The sequence below is a fragment of the Acidimicrobiia bacterium genome, assembly GCA_040880805.1.
In the GTDB taxonomy this organism is placed as follows: Bacteria; Actinomycetota; Acidimicrobiia; order IMCC26256; family DASPTH01; genus DASPTH01.
Genome location: JBBDHW010000024.1, coordinates 67,872 through 88,240 on the forward strand (window position 1 = coordinate 67,872; position 20,369 = coordinate 88,240).

Genomic DNA, 20,369 nt, shown 5'->3' on the forward strand with positions numbered 1-20,369 from the left:
CTGCCATGCCGCGCCCGTTCTACGTGACAACACCGATCTACTACCCGAACGACGCGCCCCACATCGGTCACGCGTACACGTCGGTTGCGGCCGACACGCTGGCCCGCTGGCGGCGCCTGTGGGGCGACGATGTCGTGTTTCTCACCGGCACCGACGAGCACGGCACCAAGATCCAGCGGGCGGCCGAGGCGCAGGGCATCACTCCCCAAGAGATGGTCGACCGCACGAGCGCGCAGTTCCGTGAGCTCACGCCACTGCTCGACCTCACGAACACCGACTTCATCCGCACCACCGAGCCGCGGCACGAGCGCGCGGTGCAGCAGTTCCTCCAGGCGGTCTACGACGCCGGCGCCATCGAGCTCGGTACCTACGAAGGGCTCTACTGCGTCGCGTGCGAGGCGTACTACACCGAGGACGAGTTGGTCGACGGCATGTGCCCGGTGCACGGCACGCCGGTCGAGCGCGTCACCGAGGAGAACTACTTCTTCAAGCTGTCCCAGTACGAGCAGCGACTGCTCGATCACTACGACGCGCATCCCGGGGCGGTGCAGCCCGCGACGCGGCGCAACGAAGTGCTGGGCTTCATCCGTCAGGGCCTCACCGACTTCTCGATGAGCCGCAAGTCGGTGTCGTGGGGGATCCCGCTGCCGTGGGATCCGAACCACACGTGTTACGTGTGGTTCGACGCGCTGTTCAACTATTGCAGCGCGATCGGGTACGGCAGCGATCCCGAGCGGTTCAATCGCTACTGGCCGGTCGACTACCACCTGGTGGGCAAGGACATCCTGCGGTTCCACGCGGTCTACTGGCCCGCGATGTTGATGGCGGCCGACCTCGCGCCACCGAAGTGTGTGTTCGCGCACGGGTGGCTGCTCGTCGGTGGCGAGAAGATGTCGAAGACGCGCGCCAACCAAATCGCGCCGGCGGAACTCGTTACCGAGTTCGGTGTCGACGGGTTCCGTTATCACTTCCTGCGCGACCAGCACTTTGGTCCCGACGGCGACATCAGCTACGAAGCCGCGGTCACGCGCTACAACGCCGACCTCGCAAACAACTTCGGCAACCTCGCCAGCCGCGTGCTCAACATGGCGATGAGCTACTGCGACGGTGTCGTCCCCGGTACGCGCGACGACGGCCCGCTGATGCCGTCGGCCGAGAGCGCGTTTGCACGCCTGTCCTCGAGTATGGAGAAGCTCGACTACTCCAACGGTTTCGGCGCGGTGTGGGACCTCATCCGCGACACGAACTCGTACATCGAGGACCGTCAACCGTGGGCACTCAACAAGGCGGGTGACTCCGCGACGGCAGCTGCGGTGCTCGGCGACTGCCTCGAGGCGCTGCGCGTGGTGGCCCTGCTGTCGTCGCCGTTGATCCCGCGTGCGTCGGCCGAGCTGTGGCGGCGGCTCGGGCTGCCCGGCCACCCCGCCGACCAGCGGCTCCCCGACGCGGCGGCGTGGGGGCTCCTTCCCGCGGGGTCCCCGCTGGAGAAGGGCGCGCCGCTGTTTCCCCGCATCGAGACGTGACCTGGGTCGACAGCCACTGCCATCTTCCGTCGCTCAGCGGCGGAGCCGACGCCGCGCTCGAGCGCGCCCGGGCCGCAGGCGTGGAAGCGGTTGTGTGCGTGGGCACTGATCTCGTGGCGTCGCGGGCTTCGATCGAGGTCGCCGCTCACCACGACGACGTGGTGGCCACCGTTGGCCTGCACCCCCACGTTGCGTCGAAGCTCGCAGTCGTTTGGGACGAGCTCGAGGAACTGGCGCGCACGCGGTCGGTCGTCGCGGTCGGTGAGACCGGGTTCGACTTCTATTACGGGCACTCGCCGGCCGAAGACCAGGAGGCCGCGTTCCGGGCGCAGATCGCGCTGGCCCATCGGCTCGGACTCGCGCTCGTGATCCACACACGCGACGCGTGGGACGACACGTTCCGCGTGCTCGCCGACGAGGGCGTGCCCGACCGCACCGTGTTCCACTGCTTCACGGGTGGTCCCGACGAGGCTCGCCGTGCGCTGGCGCTCGGCGCGTACCTCTCGTTCAGCGGGATCGTGTCGTTCAAGAATGCGGACGACGTGCGCGCCGCCGCCGCGCTCACGCCGCTCGACCGCATGCTCGTCGAGACCGATGCGCCCTACCTCGCGCCGGTCCCACACCGCGGACGCGAGAACGAACCCGCGTGGGTGGCGGACGTCGGCGCCGCGCTCGCGGCCGCCACGGGCCGTTCGGCTGACGAAACCGCGGCCTCGACCCGGGAGACCGCGGCCGCGGTGTTCGGGCATCCTCGGGCGCCGGCGCACCCCGTCTGACCTGCCCGGATGCGGAGGGTGTTGGCCGAGCCGAGACCCGTTGGCTACGTTCCCAGTGTCCCCACGCCTCGCCGGGAGGGCGGACCCGATCGCCGAGCACGCCAGCCGCCACGCGAGCCGGACACCCGGTTCGCGTCCACATCGTCAGCAGGTCCGCCGCACGCGGATGCCGCGCTTGGGCGCGCATTCCGTCCGGCCGTCACCTGCGCGCGCCGTGCCGTACGACCCCGATTCGTGGCTTCCGGTCCCTGATCCGTCGGCTTTGCCGTCGCTCGAGGACCTCTCGCTCGACGCGTTGGTATCGCCATCGCCGGCCCGGGCCGAACCTCACGACCCCGCCGCGTGGCTGCCCCTCCCCGACGACCTCGGGGCGCTGCCATCGTTGGACGAGCTGCTCGCGCCGTCACCCGAAGTCCGTGCCGCTGTCATCGAAGACGCCGAAGCCGTCGTGCGCGAGGCCGCGGCGGCGGCCGAAGCGGTGGTGGCGCCGTCTCCCGCGCGCGCCGAGCCGCACGACGCCGCGGCGTGGCTGCCCGTGCCCGATCCTCACACGCTCGTCACCATCCCGGAGCTCGCAGCCGGGTTCGGCCCGCCGGCGCGGCCCCGCGAGCGCCGTCGCGTGGCCCGAAACTTGGCGAGCCTGCGCTCGCTGCTGCTCGTCCTGCTCGTAGCCGCGACCATCGCGGTGGGAGTACAAGTGGTCAACGGCAACGGTGCTCCGGCCGTGCGCGCCGCGTCCTTCCGGATCACCGTCGACGTCGACGGTGTGGTCCGCACCGTGAGTACCACCGAGCGGAGCGCGCAGGGTCTCATGCGCACCCTGCACGTCGGCAAGCTGGTCGCGGTGCGGAACATCCCGGGGCGTCTGCACGTGGGGTCGGAGGTCGTGCTCCGCACGCGTCACAACGGCGTCCTTGCGGTCGACGGCCAGATGCTGCGCTTCGACTCCGCGTCGCGCACCGTCGACGAACTGCTCGCTTCGTACAAGGTCGTGCTGTCCGGTGACGACTACATCCAGCCCGCGCACGACGCGCTGCTCGCCAACGGGCAGACGATCACGGTCACGCGCGTCGGCGACGACACGAAGCAGCGGTTCGAGAAGATCCCGTTCACCGAAGAACAGCAGCCCGATCCGAACATCAACATCGGCGAGACGAGTCTACTGCGCGCCGGTGTGAACGGAACGACGACGATCACATACCGCGAGCGGATCGAGAACGGTGTCGCGGTGGCCACCACCATTCTCTCCAAGGTTCGGTCGCGCGAGCCGGTGTCGCGGATCGTCGGCTACGGCACCAAGGCCGACTGGCACTGGGACGCGCTCGCCGCGTGCGAGTCGGGCGGGAGGTGGAGCACCATCGACGGTGCCCCGGGCGGCTACGACGGCGGGCTCGGTATCGCGCGCAGCACATGGGCCGTGTTCGGCGGGCGCGAGTTCGCGCCGATCGCGGGTCAGGCCACCCGCGAGGAACAGATCACCGTGGGGGAGCGGATCTACGCCGCCCACGGCTGGTCCGCGTGGGGCTGCGCACGCAACGCGTTGCACTGGTAGTTCGCGGGTGAGGGTGTTCGGGCTCCGATAGCTTGTGCGCCCCATGGACATGCTCACGCCGGCGACAGTCCGCGCGCTGCTGACGGAGCACGGGATCCGTCCGAAGAAGAGCCTCGGACAGCACTTCCTCGCCGATCCCAACACCGCGCGGCGGGTGACGACCCTCGCCGCGGTGCAGCCCGGCGATGCCGTCCTCGAGATCGGCCCCGGCCTCGGCTCGCTGACCCTCGCGCTCCTCGAGCGCGGCGCGCGCGTACTCGCGCTCGAGGTGGATGCCACGCTCGCACGCGTGCTCGAGTCGGTGCTCGATCGGGCAGGGGTCGGGCGTGACACGGTCGAGGTGCGAGTGGCCGATGCGGCGTCCGTCGACTGGTCGGCGGTGTTGATGGACGGCTCCGAGTGGTCGTGCGTGTCGAATCTCCCCTACAACGTGGCGGTACCCGTAGTGGTGCGGCTGCTCGAGGGGGCGCCGGCCGTCACTCGGATCGTGGTGATGGTGCAGCGAGAGGTGGGGGAACGACTTGCGGCGGGGCCCGGCGATCCTGAATACGGAGCGGTGTCGGTGAAGGTTGCCTACTACGCCGCTGCCTCGTTGCTCGGCACCGTGCCGCCGACGGTGTTCGTCCCGCGACCGAAGGTGGAGTCTGCGCTCGTGGGCCTGCGCCGGCGGGAGGCACCGCCGGTGTCGGTGCCGTCGGAGGCCGAACTGTTCGCGCTCGTCCGCAGCGGGTTCGCGCAGCGGCGCAAGATGCTCCGCAGCTCGCTGCGTCCGGTGCTCGGCGCGCAGGCCGCGCAGGTGCTCGAAGCTGCCGGTGTGGCGCCCACTGCGCGTGCAGAGACGCTCGGCCTGGAGGAGTGGGCGGCGCTCGCTCGGAGCGCGGCAGCAGCATGAGGCTCGCACGCGTGCGCGCCACCGCGTACCCGAAGCTCACGCTCTCGTTGCGGGTCCTCGGGCGGCGTCCTGATGGCTTCCACGACCTCGACGCGCTGGTCGTGTCGCTCGGCCAGCCGCACGACGTGCTCGAGGCGTACGCGGTACCGGCGCCGGGTGGCGTGCAGGTGGAAGTGGTCGGCGACGACGCGGCGAAGGACGTGCCCACCGACCATCGAAATCTCGCGTTCATCGCGGCGGAGAAGCTCCTGGTGCGCGCGGGTCGCTCGGGGCACGGCGTCCGCCTCGTCGTGCGAAAGCAGATTCCTCCGGGCGCCGGGCTCGGCGGTGCGTCGGCGGACGCCGCGGCCGCGCTGCTCACGGTTCGCCGGCTCCTCGACGTCGACGTCGACGACGCGGGCATCGCCGAGCTCGCGGCCGAGATCGGTTCCGACGTGTCGTTCTGCGTGTGGGGTGGCGCGGCCTGGATGCGCGGGCGCGGCGAAGTGATCGAGGACGTGTCGCTGCCGCACGGTATTGGTTTCGTCGTCGCGATCCCCCCGTTCCGCCTGTCGACGCAGGAGGTGTACCGCACGTGGGACGATATGGGCGGCCCGCGCGCCACGCGCACCGTGCCCGCACCGCGTCGGGTGAGCGCGCTCCTGCCCGAGCTTGCGAACGATCTCGAGCCGGCGGCCGAGGCGCTCGAGCCACGCCTGGTGGAGTTCCGCACCGCGCTCGAGGCAACCACCGAGCGTCCCGCGTTGCTCGCCGGGAGCGGATCGGCCTATGTGGTGCCGGTGCAGGACGCACGCGCGCTCCCGCGCCTGGCCGAGGAAGTGAGCCGTCGCCTGCGTGTCCCCGTGGTCGGCACCACGACCGTCTCGCGCGGCGTGCGCCTCGCCTGATCTCGCAACGAACCTGCGTCAGCAGAGGGCGTATAGCGCCCACAGCTGACGCAAGTTGGAGGTCGGGTGCCTCAGCGGCCCTGCTGGCGGCGCTGCCAGCGCGTGCGCTTGAGAAGCTTCTTGTGCTTCTTCTTCCGCATTCGCTTGCGGCGCTTCTTGATCAGGGAGCCCATGGCGGCGTGAACGCTAGTCGCGCAACGGCTTTGCGCCACAACCGTGTCCAAAACTCCGGCCGGTCGAGAGTAGGGTCGAGGGAACGATCGGGGGTGGTGTAACGGCAGCACGGGGTCCTTTGGAGTCCCAAGTCGAGGTTCGAGACCTCGCCCCCGAGCCACGACCACCTCGTGAGGGAAAGCGCAACGAGCGAGCCAGAACGAGTGAGAAGGGGAAGGAAAGCACGAGAGATGCCCGGTCAGCACCGTCGCCCGCTCTCTGCTGTCGTGCCCGCCGCAGGCGAGGGCACGCGCATGCGGTCCGGCACGCCCAAGATGCTGCACCCGCTGTGCGGCCGTCCCATGGTCCTGCACGTGCTCGACTCCCTCGCCGCGCTCCCGCTCGACCGAATCGTGGTCGTCGTCGGTCACGGCGCCGAAGACGTGGCGAAGACCATCCAGGAGAACCTCGTCACCGACGTGCCGGTCGAGTTCGTCGAGCAGACCGTCCAGCGCGGCACCGGCGACGCGGTCGCGGTGGGACTCACGGCGTTCGCGGACGAGCTCGACGGCGAGGACGACGTACTCGTCGTGTTCGCCGATGCACCGCTGCTCCGCCCCGAGACGCTCGCGATGCTCGCTACCGAGCATCGTCTCGGCGACGCGGCAGCAACGCTGCTCACCGCGCGACTCGACGACCCGTCGAGCTACGGGCGTGTGGTGCGTGACGCGAGCGATCACGTCGAGCGCATCGTCGAAGAGCCGGACGCCACGCCCGAAGAGCTCGCGCTCGACGAAGTCAACCCGTCGATCTACTGCTTCCGGCGCGGGCTTCTCGCGCCCGCTTTGCGCCGTCTCGTTCCCGAGAACGCGCAGGGCGAGTACTACCTCACCGACGTCGTCGCCGTGCTGCGCCAGGCCGGGCACGTCGTCGACGGCATCGAGGTCGACGACCCAATGGAGGTCTTGCAGGTCAACGACCGCGCGCAGCTCGCGGTGGCCGAGGCCGAGCTGCGGAGGCGCATCAACGACCGATGGATGCGGGCCGGCGTCACGATGGTCGATCCCAGCCACACCTACATCGACGCATCGGTCGAGCTCGAACCCGACATCCGCTTGCTGCCGGGCACGATCCTCGAGGGGCACACCGTCGTGCACGGCGGCTCGGTGATCGGGCCCGACGTACAGCTCGTCGACACCGTCGTCGGGCGCGACGTCGTGATCCGCCAGTCGGTCGCGTTCGAGTGCGAGATCGGCGACCGGGTTACCTGCGGCCCGTACGCGTCGTTGCGTCCGGGCACCCGAGTGGCCGACGACGCGCATCTCGGGACATTCGTCGAGATCAAGAACAGCGAGATCGGTACCGGCGCCAAAGTGCCGCACCTCTCCTACGTGGGCGACGCCGACGTAGGAGAGCGCACCAATATCGGGGCGGGCAACATCACCGCGAACTACGACGGGCGCCGGAAGCATCGCACGAAGATCGGCAAAGACGTACGCAGCGGGTCGAACACCGTCTTCGTTGCACCGGTCGAGGTAGGCGACGGCGCACACACGGGGGCGGGCGCGGTGGTGAACCGTGACGTGCCGCCGGGTGCGATGGCCAAAGGTGTGCCGGCGAGGATCGAGGAAGAGTGGGTGGCGAAGCGCGACAATGACGAGGCGGACGACGGAGAGAACGGCGAAGGGGCGTAACCCGATGGAGTTGGTCTCGAAGAAGCGGTTGCTGCTCTTCGCGGGTCGTGGCCACACCGCGCTCTCCGAGGAGATCGCCGAGAACCTGAAAGTTCCGCTCGCGCCGGTGACGCTCTCGAGCTTCTCCAACGGCGAGCTGTACTGCCGCTACGACGACAGCATCCGCGGTGCCGACGTGTTCGTGCTCCAGACGCACTGCGAGCCGATCAACGATCGCATCATCGAGCAGCTCATCATGATCGACGCCGCGAAGCGCGCGTCGGCGCGCCGTATCACGGCGGTGTCACCGTTCTACGGCTACGCGCGTCAAGATCGGAAGGCAGAGGGACGCGAGCCGATCACCGCGCGTCTTCTCGCCGACTTGCTCACCGCCTCGGGTGCCGATCGCGTCGTCACCGTCGACCTGCACACGGGGCAGATCCAGGGGTTCTTCGACTTCCCGGTCGACCACCTCACCGCGGTGCCGCTGATCGCCGACTACGTGGGCCGCGAGATCACGGGCGAAGCCGTCACTGTTGTCGCTCCCGACGCGGGTGGCGGCAAGCTCGCCCGCCGGTTCGCGAACTGCCTCGTCGAGACCGGCACCGCCGCCGAGCTCGCGTTCGTCGACAAGCACCGCCCGAAGGGCACGCATAACGTCGCCGTCGCCACCGAGGTGGTCGGCGCGGTCGAGGGGCGCACCTGCGTGCTGATCGACGACATGATCGACACCGGCGGCACGCTCACGAGCGCGGCGCAGCTCCTCGTGGAGCGCGGCGCGGAGTCGATCATCATCGCCGCCACCCACGGCCTGCTGTCCGGCCCCGCCGTCGACAGGCTCAAGAACGCTCCTATCCGCGAGGTCGTCGTCACGAACACGCTGCCGATCCCCGACGACAAGCACTTCGACAGCCTCACGGTGCTCTCGATCGCGCCGATCGTTGCCGAGGCGCTCGACGCCGTGTTCTGCGACACCAGCGTCAGCGAGATCTTCCGGGGCGACAACCTGTAGACTGACGGGCCTTCCGACCGCCCTATCTCCCGGCCCTTCCTCGGCTCCGAAAGGTTCCGCGCGCCATGCCCGACATCACCCTCGCTGCAGTTCCGCGGTCTGACCTCGGCTCCCGCCCTGCCGGGCGGCTGCGCCGCGAGGGCTTTGTGCCGGCCGTCGTGTACGGCCTCGGCAACGACACCGTCACCGTCACCGTGCCGTCGCGCGACCTTGGCCGCATCCTCTCGGGGGAGAGTGGCGCCAACACGTTGATCAACCTCGAGCTGGGTGGCGACTCCATGCTCACTCTCGTCCGGCAGATCCAGCGCCACCCCACGCGGGATGAGCTGGTCCACGTCGACTTCATCCGTATCCGCCGCGACGTCGCGGTGGCCGCCGATGTGCCGCTGCACCTCCTGGGCGAGCCCGCGGGCGTGCGCGACGGCGGACTGCTCGAGCAACTCGTGTTCAGCGTCACCGTGGAAGCCATGCCGGGGAACATTCCGGTGGTGTTCGAGCTCGACGTGTCGGAGCTCGTGATCGGTGACCAGCGCCGTGCGTCCGACCTCTCACTCCCGGCCGACGTCACGACCCAACTCGATCCCGAGACCGTCGTCGCACAGGTCGCGGCACCGCGCGTCGTGGTCGAGGAAGAGGTCGAGGAGGAGCCGGTCGAGGGCGAAGAGGGCGAGGCCGTCGAAGGCGCCGCTGCCGAGGCGCCGAGTGGGGCGCCGTCCGAGGGCGGCGACGGCGGCGAGTAGCTCGCCGTGAGACTGCGGCGGCCCGGTCGCGCGCCGCGCTCGGGCACGCGCGCCGACCTGCTCGTCGTGGGGCTCGGCAATCCGGGCGACGAGTACGCACACACGCGGCACAACGTCGGCGCGGACACGGTCGAGCTGCTCGCCAAGCGTCAGGGCGCGTCGCTGCGCAAGAGCAAAGAGCGGGCGCGGACAGTCGAGGTCACGATCGGCGGCAAGCGCGTCGCGCTCGCGGTGCCGCTCACGTTCATGAACGACTCCGGCCTCGCGGTCGCCGCGTTGGCGCGCCGGTTCGGCGTGGAGCCCACCCAGATCGTGATCGTGCACGACGAGCTCGACCTTCCCACTGCCGTGCTGCGGGTGAAGTCGGGTGGCGGGCTCGCGGGCCACAACGGCCTCCGTTCGATCTCGTCGCACCTGCACTCCGACGACTATCAGCGCGTGCGCATCGGCGTCGACAAGCCGCAGTCGAAGGAGCGTGGGGTCGATCATGTACTGCGCCGGTTCTCGAAGCGGGAGCGCGGCGAGATCGCCGTGACGATCGAACAGGCTGCGGATGCGGTCGAGTGCATCGCGACCGACGGCGTCGATGTCGCGATGAACCGCTTCAACTGACGCCTGATCGACGCGTAACATGGTGCTCTGACCCGGGTACCGCGCGGTATCCGGGCCTTCGTCGCGTCCCTATGCCTTCACCTTCCCCCGCTTCCCTCCCGCTTGCCACGCTCCCGGCGATGCTCGCCGAGGAGCCGGCGGTGCGCGCCGTCATCGCCCGCGCCACCGCGGTGGCGGTACCGGAAGCGGCCCGGGCGCTGTTCGTCGCCGCGCTCGCCGGGGCCACCACGCGCCGGCCGCTGCTCCTGGCCGTCCCGACGGGCGCCGAGGCCGAGCGCCTGGCTCGAGACCTTGCGCAGTTCCTCGGCGCCGAATCCCCGGGATTTGGCGCGGTCGAGCTGTTCCCGGCGTGGGAGACGCTGCCGTTCGAGCGGGTGTCGCCGTCGCTCGAGACGATGGGCCGCCGCCTCCGGGTGCTCTGGCGGCTCCGGTCCGCAGACCACGCACCGACCGTCGTGGTCGCTCCGGTCCGGGCCCTCGTGCAGCGGCTGGGACCTCACGTGGAGGAGGTGGAGCCGGTCGTGGTGTGGCCGGGCGAGCGGCTCGACCGCGACGAGCTCGTCGCCACGCTGGTGGCGAGCGGCTACCGGCGCGAGTACCAGGTGGAGGCGCGCGGTGAGGTTGCCGTGCGCGGGTCGATCGTCGACGTGTATCCCTCCACCGACGACCATCCCGTGCGGATCGACCTGTGGGGCGACGAGGTCGATCGGCTCTCCGCGTTCGCGGTGGCCGACCAGCGCTCCACGCACGACGTCGACGAGGTGTGGATCTTCCCCACGCGTGAGCTGCTCCCGACCGACGCGGTCCGTGAGCGCGCGGCACAGCTCGTGCGCACACATCCCTGGGGACGCGAGCAGTGGGAACGCTTAGCCGAAGGACAGGTGTTCGACGGCATGGAGTCGTGGCTGCCGTGGCTGTCCGAGCGCGAGCACCTCCTCCCCGATCTGCTGGCCGACAGTGCGCTCACGTTGCTCGTCGAGCCGAAGCGCATGCGCGACCGCGCGCAGGAACTGCTCGACGACGAGGCCGCGCTCGCGGCGACACTCTCGGTCACTTGGGACGCAACCGACGACGGTGAGCTCAAGCGCTTGTCGCTCGATTTCGACCGCCTCCTCGCGCACACGAAGGCGGGCGCGGTGTCGTTGCTCGCAACCCCCGAAGGTCCCGACACGCCGAGGGTCGCGGCCACCGCCTTCGACCCCGTCGTGGGTGACACCGACGCGTTGGCGCGCCGGTTGCGCGCGCTCGCGGGCGAGGGATACCGAGTTGTGCTCGCGGCGGAAGGTACCGGTTCTGCGCAACGCCTGCGTGATGTGCTCGCGTCGGAAGGCGTCGACGGTGTGCTCGACCTCGTCGTTGCGCCGATCGGGCGCGGGGTGGTGCTGCCGGGCGCGCGCCTCGCGCTCGTCGCCGAGGCTGACCTCACGGGACGTCGGCGAGTGCACCGTCGCGCGCGCGGCGCGCGGCGCGGCGCCGATTACTACGACGATCTTCATCCCGGCGACTACGTCGTGCACTACGTGCACGGCGTCGGCCGCTATCTCGAGATGAAGCCGCTCACGATGGGCGGCGTCGAGCGCGACTACCTGTCACTGCGGTTCCGCGACGGCATGGTGTACGTGCCCACCGACCAGGTCGGCTTCGTGCGCAAGTACACGGGTGGCGAGTCGCCGTCGCTGAACCGCATGGGCGGCGCCGACTTCGAGCGCCAGCGGGCGAAGGTGCGCAGCGCGGTGCAGGAGATTGCCGAAGAGCTCGTGGTGCTCTACCGGCAGCGGCTCGCCACGCCCGGTCACGCCTTTCCGCCCGACACCCCGTGGCAGCAAGAGGTGGAGGAGGCGTTTCCCTTCGAGGAGACGCCCGACCAGCTCCGCGCCATCGACGACGTGAAGGGTGACATGGAGCAGCCGATCCCGATGGACCGCCTTGTGTGCGGCGACGTCGGGTACGGCAAGACCGAGGTCGCGGTGCGCGCCGCGTTCAAAGCGGTGCAGGACGGCAAGCAGGCGATGGTGCTCGTCCCCACCACGCTCCTGGCGAGCCAGCACGGCCAGACGTTCCGTGACCGCTTCGCCAACTACCCGGTGCGGGTCGAGGTGCTCTCGCGCTTCCTCTCGCCGCGAGAGCAGTCGGCCGTCATCCGCGACCTGGAAGCGGGCTCGGTCGACGTCGTCATCGGCACGCACCGGCTGCTCTCGGACGACGTGAAGGTGCCGAACCTCGGCTTGCTGGTGGTCGACGAGGAACAACGCTTCGGGGTGCAGCACAAGGAACGCATCAAGCACCTGCGCGCCAGCGTCGACGTGCTCACGCTCACCGCCACGCCGATCCCTCGGACCTTGGAGCTGTCACTCACCGGGATCCGCGATCTGTCGCTCGTGAACACGCCACCGGAAGACCGCCAACCGATCCTCACCTACGTCGGTGAGTACGACGACCATGCCGCGGCCGAGGCGATCCGCCGCGAGCTGCTCCGCGAGGGCCAGGCGTTCTACGTGCACAACCGAGTGCGCGACATCCAGCTCGTCGCCGAGAACGTGCGGGCGCTGGTGCCCGAAGCGCGCGTCGCGGTCGCGCACGGCCAGATGGACGAGAGTCGTCTCGAGCGCGTGGTGCAGGACTTCTGGGAACGCGAGTACGACGTGCTCGTGTGCACGACGATCATCGAGAGCGGCCTCGACATGCCGACGGTCAACACGCTCGTCGTCGACCGCTCCGACCTGCTCGGGCTCGCGCAGCTCTACCAGCTCCGCGGGAGGGTCGGTCGTCGTGGGCAGCGCGCGTACGCGTACCTGTTCCATCCGCCCGACCGCGTGCTCACCGAGGAGGCCTACGAGCGACTGAAGACGATCGGCGAGTTCACCGACCTCGGCTCGGGGTTCAAGATCGCGATGCGCGACCTCGAGATCCGCGGCGCGGGCAACCTGCTCGGTGCGGCGCAGTCGGGGCACATCGCCGCGGTCGGCTTCGACCTGTACTGCCAGATGGTCACCGAAGCCGTCGGCGAGCTCAAGGGTGAGCCCGTGCCGGAGCCGCTCGAGATCACGGTGGATCTCCCCGTAAACGCCAACCTCCCGCGTGACTACGTCGCGCGCGACGACGTGCGCATGGAGGCGTACCGGCGCCTCGCCGCGGTCACCGATCCAGCCGACGTCGAAGACATCCGCGCCGAATGGGAGGACCGCTACGGCCCGCCGCCCGCGCCCGCGATCGCGCTGCTCGACGTGGCGCGCCTGCGCGCCGAGTGCGCGCGCCTCGGTATCCGTTCGATCACGGTCCAGCGCAACACCGCGCGCGTCGCGGGGCTCAGCCTGAAGGAGTCACAGAAGGTCCGGCTCCGGCGATTGGTGCCGAATGCCGTGGCCAAGGACGACGGTGAAGTTGCCGTTCCACTCGCCGTAGCGCCCACCGCCGCGGCGTCCACACTGGTCGCGCTGTTCGGGAAGCTCGTGCCTCCAGCGGCAGTAGTCTCCGCACCGCGATGAAGCGGTACCTGTCCACCAGCCTGGTCGTCGTCGTGGTGATCGCCCTCGTCGTGGTCGTGGGCGCCGGAATCGCCGTGACGGCCACCGATCTCTCGCCCACCGGGCTCCAGGTGAACAGCGACAAGACGTCCCAGCAGGACCTCGACTCCGAGCTGAAGGGCTTTGCCGACAGCGCGTATTTCGCGAACTCGTACTCGCAGGGCGGCGCGACGTTCAAGACCACCAGTGGCGCGCTCAACTCGATCGCCGGCGCGCAGTGGATGGCGTTTCGAGTGGAGACCGAGCTGTCGGACCAGATCCTCGAACGCCGGGGTACCCCGGTCACGAGCAAGCAGCTCGACGCGGCCAAGAAGTCGCTGAGCTCGCAGGGTGTCTTCGACGGGATGTCCGACTCGGCGATCACGCAGCTCGCGCAGCTCCAGGCGTCGCTCTCCAACCTGATCAAGGAGCTCGGTTCGGTGTCGGCCGCCCGTACGGCCATGACCAAGGAAGCTCGCACGTCGACGATCGTGCTCGACCCTCACTACGGCACATGGAACGCGCGCAAGCTCGGGATCTGTCCTCCGACTTCGTGTCGAAGGGTCGTGCCGGTGCTGCCACCCGAGCAGTAGCGGTGGGCCGCCTGATCGTCGTCGGGCTCGGTCCCGCGGGGACGGGCTACCTGCTCCCGGCTGCTCGGGAAGCGCTCGAATCGGCGACGGTCCGCTTCGTGCGCACCCGCCGTCATCCGGCGGTTGCAGAGCTGGAGGCCGTCGGCATCACCTTCACGTCGTTCGACGACGTCTACGACGCCGCGCCCGACCTGGAGTCGGCGTACACGCGTATGGTCGACGCGCTCGTCGAGGCGACGTCGCGACAGGGCGTCGTGTACGCGGTCCCCGGGAACCCTGCCGTCGCGGAGCGAACTGTTGTGCTGCTGCGCGAGCGCGGCGTGGACCTCGACGTCGTTCCGGGGCTGTCGTTCGCGGACCTCGCGTGGGCGCGGCTCGGCGTCGACCCGATGGCGCGCGAGGCGCGCGTCGTCGACGCTCGCGTGATCGATGACGTCGAGCTCTCGGGTCCCGTGCTCATCGGACAGTGCGACCACGTGCTCGTGCTCTCGGACGTGAAGCTCGCGCTCCTCGAACACCTCGATCCGGAAACGCCGATAACCGTGCTCCAGCGTCTCGGCCTCGCCGAGGAACGCGTCGAGCGGGTTCCACTCGTCGAGCTCGACCGGGTCATCGAGCCCGATCACCTGACCTCACTGTTCGTCGACGTGGACACGAGCGCAGTCGGCGCTGCGCACGAGGTCGCCCGCTTGCTGCAACTCACGAAGCGCCTGCGTGATCCGGAGGGTTGTCCGTGGGACGCGGAGCAGACCCACCAGTCGCTCACCCGCTACCTGCTCGAGGAGTCGTACGAGGTCGTGGAGGTGGTCGACGCGCTCCCGGATCCCGCCGCGTACACCGCGCTGGCCGACGAACTCGGCGACCTCCTCTACCAGGTCGTGTTCCATGCGGTGATCGCGGAAGAGACCGACGAGTTCACCATGGTCGACGTCGCGCGCGGCATCCACGACAAGCTCGTGCGCCGGCACCCGCACGTGTTCGGCGACGTCGTCGCCGACGAGTCGGCAGATGTCGTGCGCAATTGGGAACAGATCAAGAAGGCCGAGTTGGGCAGCACGTCGATCGTCGAGGGAATCCCTCCGGGGCTGCCCTCGCTCCTCTACACGCACAAGCTCTTCAGCAAGGCCGCGTCGGTCGGCCTCGATCCGGGCGCCCTCGACGAGGCGCTCGACCGCGTCGACACCGCGGTCGCACGCTTGCGCGCCGACGACAGCACCGTCGAGCGCGATCTGGCGCAGATCCTCGCGGCGGCGGTCGTGGTCGCGCGCGCCGGCGGTATCGACGCCGAGTCGGCGCTGCGCGGTTGGGCGGCGCGCTACCGCGGGCGCTTCGAGGCGATGGAACGGCTCGCCGTCGACCGCAACCTCGATCTCGCCGCGCTCGACGAAGCCGGCGTTGCCGCCCTCTGGTTGGAGGCCGCCGCCCCGGCCTGAGCTACGCAGGTGCCGCGACCGTCCAACCCATGGCCTCCGCCGCGGCGGCGAGACGGTCGTCGTACGTGACGATGCGAGCAACTCGAAGTTCTTCCGCGGTTGCCAGGTGAATCGCATCGAGTGATCGCAACTCGGAGGGAAGGAGTTCCCCGGCGGTCCGCAGGACGCGGTCAGTGATGCGCACGAGCTCTACCCGAGCAAGTACGACTCGACCGCGTTCCAGCGCGGGTACGCCGAGAGGCAGTAGCGTACGCGCGACCTCGACGCGCGCGAGTGCACTCGACACGTACGGCGCGCGCCGACGGAGATATTGCCGGAGCACGCGAGACTCTTGCTCTCGCAGCGCGAGCTTCACGATCGCCGACGAATCGAGGTAGGTGACGCGCTCAGCGCTCATCGCTCCGCATCCGAGCAAGAATCTCCGATGGAAGCGGCATACCGGGCACGGGCTCGATCGGCTCTGGCAAATCATCGAGCGAGCCTTCTGCCTCGGACACCTCGCCCGCAGCCCGCAGCCGGTCGAGCGGCGAGAGGTCGGGCAGCGGAGTGAGCAGCGCGACGGGCCGGCCACGGTCGGTCACTTCGAACGTCTCTCCGGCCTGCACCAGCCGCAGGAGCTCGCTCGCCCGCTGCCGGAGCTCCCGGATCCCCACGGATCGCATCATGCTACTTGTAGCACATTGTCGGTTCACGGGGGAGCGCGTTTCTTGCGCTGGCCATTGAGGAGCCCGGCTTGGCGGTCGCGTTCGGTCTTCTCCACGTGGTGGGGAGAGCAGAGCGGCTGGAGGTTCACAGCGCTGGTGGGCCCGTGGTTCGCGACCGGGTCGACGTGGTCCCATTGAAGGCCAAAGTGCCGGTCGCAACCCTCCTCCGCGCACGTGACGCCGTCGAAATGCGGCGGGTCACCGAGACCGAGGACGGTCTGCAACAGCGCGGGGCGCCGGCGGCCGTAGCGGATGACGGTGTCGACCTTGGTGCCGTCGTGCAAGACGACCTTGACGAACGCGTCCACCGCAAGTTTGCGCGCCACGGACACCGGGCATGGTCCGCCACCGAGGATGTGGCCGACCTCACCAGGATGAGTGTGCCCCCGCACCCATCCGTTGAGGTCGTAGACCAGCATGAGGTCGGTAGAGCTGACAGTGCCGTTCCCCTTCCCCTCGAACAGCCGCTCGAACGCGTCAGCCGCGCATTGCGCCCGGGTCGGGGCGCGCCCCTCACGACGGGCTTCGCGCCAGACACGATCGGTTTCGGCGTCCAACTGGTACGCGAACCGGGTCCCGAACTCGGGAGTGAACGCGAACACGCCGCGGCGCATCCCGAGCTCGTCGGTCCAGTGCCGGACCTCGCGACGGCGGTGTTGCTCGGCGTGGAGCTTCTCGGGATAGATGCCCTCGAGGTGCTTGCGCCGCGCCTTGTCTTTCAACGCGCGCAGGCTCTCGGTGCGCGCCACTTCCAGCAACTCGGCTTCACAGCCCGGTACCCGGACGATCTCGGCCGCCTGCGCCAACGACACCTCACCCGCTGCCACTGCTTCCTTCGTCGCGGGACACTCCCCGAGCGCGGCGACCGTGGCCAACTCGCTTCGAGCCTCTCCCGTGGACGACCCCGCTGACCGCGCCACCCAATCGGGACCGCTCGCGAACCCACGCTTGCGATGCTCCCCGCACTCCACCGCCCGAGCCGCATATCGCACGCGTGCCGCCGTGCACGCCTTCTCCGTGACCGCGAGCTCCTCGGCGATCTCCGCGCACACCTCGCCGGCGCTGAGGCCCGGATCAGACGACACCAACGCGGCGCGCAACTGAAGAGCGAGTTCGCGGATCCCGGCCATGAGCACCTCCTCTCGACCACAGACGTCGGGACTCGAAAGGAGAGCCATGCACGCCAGGCTCTCGAGGCGTATCCGCATCATCGCACGAGGGTGTGACACCTACCCGCTGACCGAGGTGACCGAGATACTCCAAACGGAGTAGGAAGGCGAGGTGCAGATCGCGCCCGCGCGGTTGGTCCCGTCGATGTTCCGGGTTCGGCCTGGGTTCGAGGAAGTCGACTACGACGAGCGGGTACACGAGGTTCGCCGAACCGGTGCGGAGTGGTTCGTCGCCTGGGAAGACGACGAGGAAGCGATCGGTTGGGTGATCGTCGAGTGGAGCGGGACCTCGAGGCAGCCCGGCTACCCGAACCTCCGCGACCTCTTCGTGCGCGCCGACCGGCGCAACGATGGCATCGGCACGGCGCTGATCGCACATATCGAGGCGCTCGCGGTCGACCGTACGTGCCGCCAGATTGGTCTCGCGCTGAATCCGACACTGAATCCCCGGGCGCATGCGCTCTACGTACGTCTCGGCTACGTGTACGACGGTGGCGAGGCATACCTCGACGGCGTCTACGGTGGCGCCGAGGATTGGGTGATCGACCTCCACAAGAACCTGATGCACGACAGGGAAGAGCTCCGGCCGTTCGTGCGTGACGGGAAGCTCGTGATCCCCAAGAAGCACACCAAGCGGCTCGTGCTCCTCGACCTGCTCGCCCAGGAGTTCGAGCCGGGTCGTCACTACGCGGAGCAAGAGGTGAACGAGCGGCTGCGCGCGCACTCCGGCGACTTCGTGACGCTGCGCCGCTACCTCGTCGACGAGGGCTACCTCGACCGGCAGGCCGGCGAGTACTGGCGCGCCGGCGGTTCGGTCACCTGAGCGCGCCGGCACACGCGACCCACCGCGCCCACTCCTCGGGCTGCTCGGTCGCGAACGCGAGCAGCTCGACGAAGCGGCCGACGGGTGGCCGACCCCAGTTCTGCGCCTCGGAATTGACCGTCCGGGTCGCGTAGTAGCACGCGGTCATGACGTGGTCGTAGAGGATGCGCGCTTCGGCAGTCTCGTCGCCGTCGAGTGGTGCGACCTCGCGGTAGCCGGCCAACACCCGTGGCACCGCGCGGGTAGGGAGGCAGCAGAACTCGAGCGCCGGATCGCCCCACCCCGCGTCGCCCCAGTCGATGAGCGCGGCGAAGCTGCCGTGGTCGACCATGACGTTGGCGGGGCTTACGTCGTCGTGCAGGAACCGTCGGTAGCCACGCGCGTCCTGCACCGCCGGCACGAGCCGCACCATCAACGACCGCAGCCACGCATGGAGGTCGTCGTTCACATAGCCGCCCGCGCGAACTTCCTCGAGGAACCCTTCCGGAGCGTCTTCGCGGCCCGGCTGGTCGAGCCAGCCGTTCGGATCCGGGCACTCCTCGACGCGCTGGTGGAGGACGGCCAACTCGCGGCCGAGCGAGCGCAGCACGCCTGCACTCGACGCGTCGACCGACGACGAAAAGCCGAAGCTCGTACCCGGGACGCGCTCGTACACCGTGTATGCGACGTCGAGCAGGTCACCCGAGTCGTCGAATGCGACCAGTGCAGGTGTCCGCACGCCCGCCGCGTGCACGATCGGCACCGCAACCGACTCGGTGCGCGTGTCGCGCAAGCCCTCGTCGATCGCGCGCGGCACCCGCAGCACGTAACCCGACCCGAGCGCGTACACCGAGTTGATGATCCCGGTCGACGGCAAACGCTCGATCGTCGCGAGGTCGACATCCAGGCCGTGCCGCGAAACGATCGCCGTCAGCTCGTCGCGCGACAACTCGGGGAAGGGAACCTCTGCGTCCACGCGACCAGCTTGGCCGAAGTGGGTCAGCCCCTGACGTCGATCGCGGGGATCGTTCCCATGCGGCCGGCGTTGAAGTCGTCGATCGCCTCGAGGATCTCGTCGCGCGTGTTCATCACGAACGGGCCGTAGTGCGCGATGGGCTCGTGGATCGGGAGCCCGCCGAGCAACAGCACCTCGAGGGCAGACGACGGACCGTCCTGACGGTCGGCCGCCCGCAACGTGAGCGCATCACCGGGACCGAACGCCACGAGATCGTGGTCGCTCACGGGACGCCCCTCCCTTCCGGCGTATCCCTGACCCACCAGCGCGTACGCGAGCGCGTTGAACTCCGGGTTCCACGGCACCGACAGCTCGGCGCCGGGAGAGATGGTGGCGTGCGCGTAGGTGATCGGGGTGTGGGTCGAGCCCGGGCCGGGATGACCCGCGAGGTCGCCGGCGATCAGTCGAACCAGCGCCCCACCGTCGGGCGACGACAGGAGCACGAGGTTGTCACCCGTGACCGCCTGGTACCGCGCCGGCGTGAACTTGAGCTTGGCGGGGAGGTTCACCCAGAGCTGCACGCCGTGTGACGGTCCGCCTTCGCGCAGCGCGCGCTCACTCGGCAGCTCGTCGTGGAGGATTCCGGCGCCGGCCGTCATCCACTGCGTGTCGCCCTCGGCGATCGTCCCACCACCACCGTTCGAGTCGTGGTGGGAGATCTCGCCGTCGAGCACGTAGGTGACGGTCTCGAAGCCACGGTGGGGGTGCCAGGGCGCGCCCTTCGCCTCGCCCGGCGCGTACGAGACCGGCCCGAGCTGATCCAGCAACAGGAACGGATCGGCGAGGTGCAGGTCGACGCCTCCCGGGAACGGGCGCCACACCTCGAAGCCGGCGCCCTCGACCGCGTGATGCGCGGGCACGACCTGCCCCACGGGTCGGGCAACCGAGGTCTGGAGGTCGGGCCGAGCGATCCTCGGCAGGACAAGCGGGTTCTCGACGGTCACAGCAGGCATGCAGGTGCCAACCTCCTTGCGTGCGCAACTATTCCGCACTCGAGTATTCGGTCAGGCCGAGGCGATGACGCGACGGATGAGAGCCTCGTAGTCCTCGACCGCGCCGGGGAGGAGGAGTCGGAGAAGGACGATCCGCCCGGAGGGCTTCTGCACGATATCGACAACTTCGGCGACGGCCGCCGTGTCGGGATCTCCTGCTCGCGCGGCAAAGACGGAGATTCCCACACGGGTTCGCCGCGGAGTGGAAACGCGCGGCTCGTGAGGCGAGCGTGCGCCCTCGACTTCGCGGTGGTGCCCGGACCGCGTCGCACCAACATCGTGGTAGGCGCCGGCGTGGGATCGGTCCGTCGGTGCGACGAGAGTTCTTGCCGGGTGGG

At 69.5% G+C, this 20,369-nt stretch carries 20 protein-coding genes and 1 tRNA gene; 14 read left to right on the forward strand and 7 right to left on the reverse strand.

Annotated elements, in window-relative coordinates:
- Positions 1–5: 5 nt before the first annotated feature.
- The 5 genes from metG to WD271_05665 all read left to right on the forward strand — a co-directional run bounded on the left by metG (position 6) and on the right by WD271_05665 (position 5,630).
- The gene (metG, locus tag WD271_05645; protein MEX1007311.1) at positions 6–1,523 is read left to right on the forward strand and encodes a methionine--tRNA ligase; all 1,518 of its coding nucleotides are present in this window, start codon (positions 6–8) and stop codon (positions 1,521–1,523) included.
- On the forward strand, positions 1,520–2,299 hold the full coding sequence (locus tag WD271_05650; GenBank protein ID MEX1007312.1) for a TatD family hydrolase: 780 nt from the start codon (positions 1,520–1,522) through the stop codon (positions 2,297–2,299). Before metG ends, WD271_05650 begins: the two co-directional genes overlap by 4 nt.
- A 214-nt stretch (positions 2,300–2,513) precedes the next feature.
- Positions 2,514–3,851, forward strand: a complete 1,338-nt coding sequence (locus WD271_05655; GenBank protein MEX1007313.1) for a transglycosylase family protein — start codon at positions 2,514–2,516, stop codon at positions 3,849–3,851.
- Positions 3,852–3,894: 43 nt separating this feature from the next.
- Positions 3,895–4,743, forward strand: a complete 849-nt coding sequence (gene rsmA, locus WD271_05660; GenBank protein ID MEX1007314.1) for a 16S rRNA (adenine(1518)-N(6)/adenine(1519)-N(6))-dimethyltransferase RsmA — start codon at positions 3,895–3,897, stop codon at positions 4,741–4,743.
- On the forward strand, positions 4,740–5,630 hold the full coding sequence (locus WD271_05665; protein MEX1007315.1) for a hypothetical protein: 891 nt from the start codon (positions 4,740–4,742) through the stop codon (positions 5,628–5,630). The genes rsmA and WD271_05665 overlap by 4 nt, the downstream gene beginning before the upstream one ends.
- 71 nt (positions 5,631–5,701) lie before the next feature.
- On the opposite strand, the gene WD271_05670 is transcribed toward WD271_05665, so the two are convergent.
- On the reverse strand, positions 5,702–5,803 hold the full coding sequence (locus WD271_05670) for an AURKAIP1/COX24 domain-containing protein (protein ID MEX1007316.1): 102 nt from the start codon (positions 5,801–5,803) through the stop codon (positions 5,702–5,704).
- A gap of 87 nt (positions 5,804–5,890) precedes the next feature.
- On the opposite strand from WD271_05670, the gene WD271_05675 reads away from it, so the two are divergent.
- From WD271_05675 to mazG, 8 genes are all read left to right on the forward strand, one after another.
- Positions 5,891–5,964: transfer RNA gene (locus tag WD271_05675), tRNA-Gln, on the forward strand.
- A gap of 70 nt (positions 5,965–6,034) precedes the next feature.
- Positions 6,035–7,477: a bifunctional UDP-N-acetylglucosamine diphosphorylase/glucosamine-1-phosphate N-acetyltransferase GlmU gene (gene glmU, locus WD271_05680; GenBank protein MEX1007317.1), complete on the forward strand. Its 1,443-nt coding sequence runs from the start codon at positions 6,035–6,037 to the stop codon at positions 7,475–7,477.
- Positions 7,478–7,481: 4 nt separating this feature from the next.
- On the forward strand, positions 7,482–8,468 hold the full coding sequence (locus tag WD271_05685) for a ribose-phosphate diphosphokinase (protein MEX1007318.1): 987 nt from the start codon (positions 7,482–7,484) through the stop codon (positions 8,466–8,468).
- A gap of 65 nt (positions 8,469–8,533) precedes the next feature.
- Entirely contained in the window at positions 8,534–9,208 is a 675-nt protein-coding gene (locus tag WD271_05690; protein ID MEX1007319.1) for a 50S ribosomal protein L25, read from the forward strand.
- A 6-nt stretch (positions 9,209–9,214) separates the two neighbouring features.
- Positions 9,215–9,820 (forward strand): aminoacyl-tRNA hydrolase, encoded by a 606-nt coding sequence (gene pth, locus WD271_05695; protein MEX1007320.1) that lies wholly within the window; start codon positions 9,215–9,217, stop codon positions 9,818–9,820.
- Positions 9,821–9,939: 119 nt separating this feature from the next.
- Complete coding sequence (mfd, locus tag WD271_05700; protein MEX1007321.1) at positions 9,940–13,305, forward strand: transcription-repair coupling factor; 3,366 nt, start codon at positions 9,940–9,942, stop codon at positions 13,303–13,305.
- The gene (locus WD271_05705) at positions 13,302–13,916 is read left to right on the forward strand and encodes a hypothetical protein (protein MEX1007322.1); all 615 of its coding nucleotides are present in this window, start codon (positions 13,302–13,304) and stop codon (positions 13,914–13,916) included. The genes mfd and WD271_05705 overlap by 4 nt, the downstream gene beginning before the upstream one ends.
- A gap of 2 nt (positions 13,917–13,918) precedes the next feature.
- Positions 13,919–15,349: a nucleoside triphosphate pyrophosphohydrolase gene (mazG, locus tag WD271_05710; GenBank protein MEX1007323.1), complete on the forward strand. Its 1,431-nt coding sequence runs from the start codon at positions 13,919–13,921 to the stop codon at positions 15,347–15,349.
- 1 nt (position 15,350) lies between these two features.
- Here the strand turns inward: mazG and WD271_05715 are convergent, their stop codons facing one another.
- The 3 genes from WD271_05715 to WD271_05725 are packed head-to-tail and all read right to left on the reverse strand — an operon-like array spanning position 15,351 to position 17,231.
- The gene (locus tag WD271_05715) at positions 15,351–15,746 is read right to left on the reverse strand and encodes a type II toxin-antitoxin system VapC family toxin (GenBank protein MEX1007324.1); all 396 of its coding nucleotides are present in this window, start codon (positions 15,744–15,746) and stop codon (positions 15,351–15,353) included.
- Entirely contained in the window at positions 15,736–16,011 is a 276-nt protein-coding gene (locus tag WD271_05720) for a type II toxin-antitoxin system prevent-host-death family antitoxin (protein MEX1007325.1), read from the reverse strand. Before WD271_05720 ends, WD271_05715 begins: the two co-directional genes overlap by 11 nt.
- Before the next feature lie 26 nt (positions 16,012–16,037).
- Positions 16,038–17,231, reverse strand: a complete 1,194-nt coding sequence (locus WD271_05725) for a hypothetical protein (protein ID MEX1007326.1) — start codon at positions 17,229–17,231, stop codon at positions 16,038–16,040.
- 103 nt (positions 17,232–17,334) lie between these two features.
- On the opposite strand from WD271_05725, the gene WD271_05730 reads away from it, so the two are divergent.
- Positions 17,335–18,045: a GNAT family N-acetyltransferase gene (locus tag WD271_05730; protein MEX1007327.1), complete on the forward strand. Its 711-nt coding sequence runs from the start codon at positions 17,335–17,337 to the stop codon at positions 18,043–18,045.
- On the opposite strand, the gene WD271_05735 is transcribed toward WD271_05730, so the two are convergent.
- From WD271_05735 to WD271_05745, 3 genes are read right to left on the reverse strand one after another with little or no spacing between them, the layout of a single operon-like run.
- The gene (locus tag WD271_05735; GenBank protein ID MEX1007328.1) at positions 18,038–19,000 is read right to left on the reverse strand and encodes an aminoglycoside phosphotransferase family protein; all 963 of its coding nucleotides are present in this window, start codon (positions 18,998–19,000) and stop codon (positions 18,038–18,040) included. The two genes, WD271_05730 and WD271_05735, sit on opposite strands and share 8 nt — an antisense overlap.
- A 23-nt stretch (positions 19,001–19,023) precedes the next feature.
- Positions 19,024–19,992, reverse strand: coding sequence for a pirin family protein (locus WD271_05740; protein MEX1007329.1), 969 nt, complete (start codon positions 19,990–19,992; stop codon positions 19,024–19,026).
- A 51-nt stretch (positions 19,993–20,043) separates the two neighbouring features.
- Positions 20,044–20,217 (reverse strand): hypothetical protein, encoded by a 174-nt coding sequence (locus tag WD271_05745; protein MEX1007330.1) that lies wholly within the window; start codon positions 20,215–20,217, stop codon positions 20,044–20,046.
- Between the last annotated feature and the right edge of the window lie 152 nt (positions 20,218–20,369).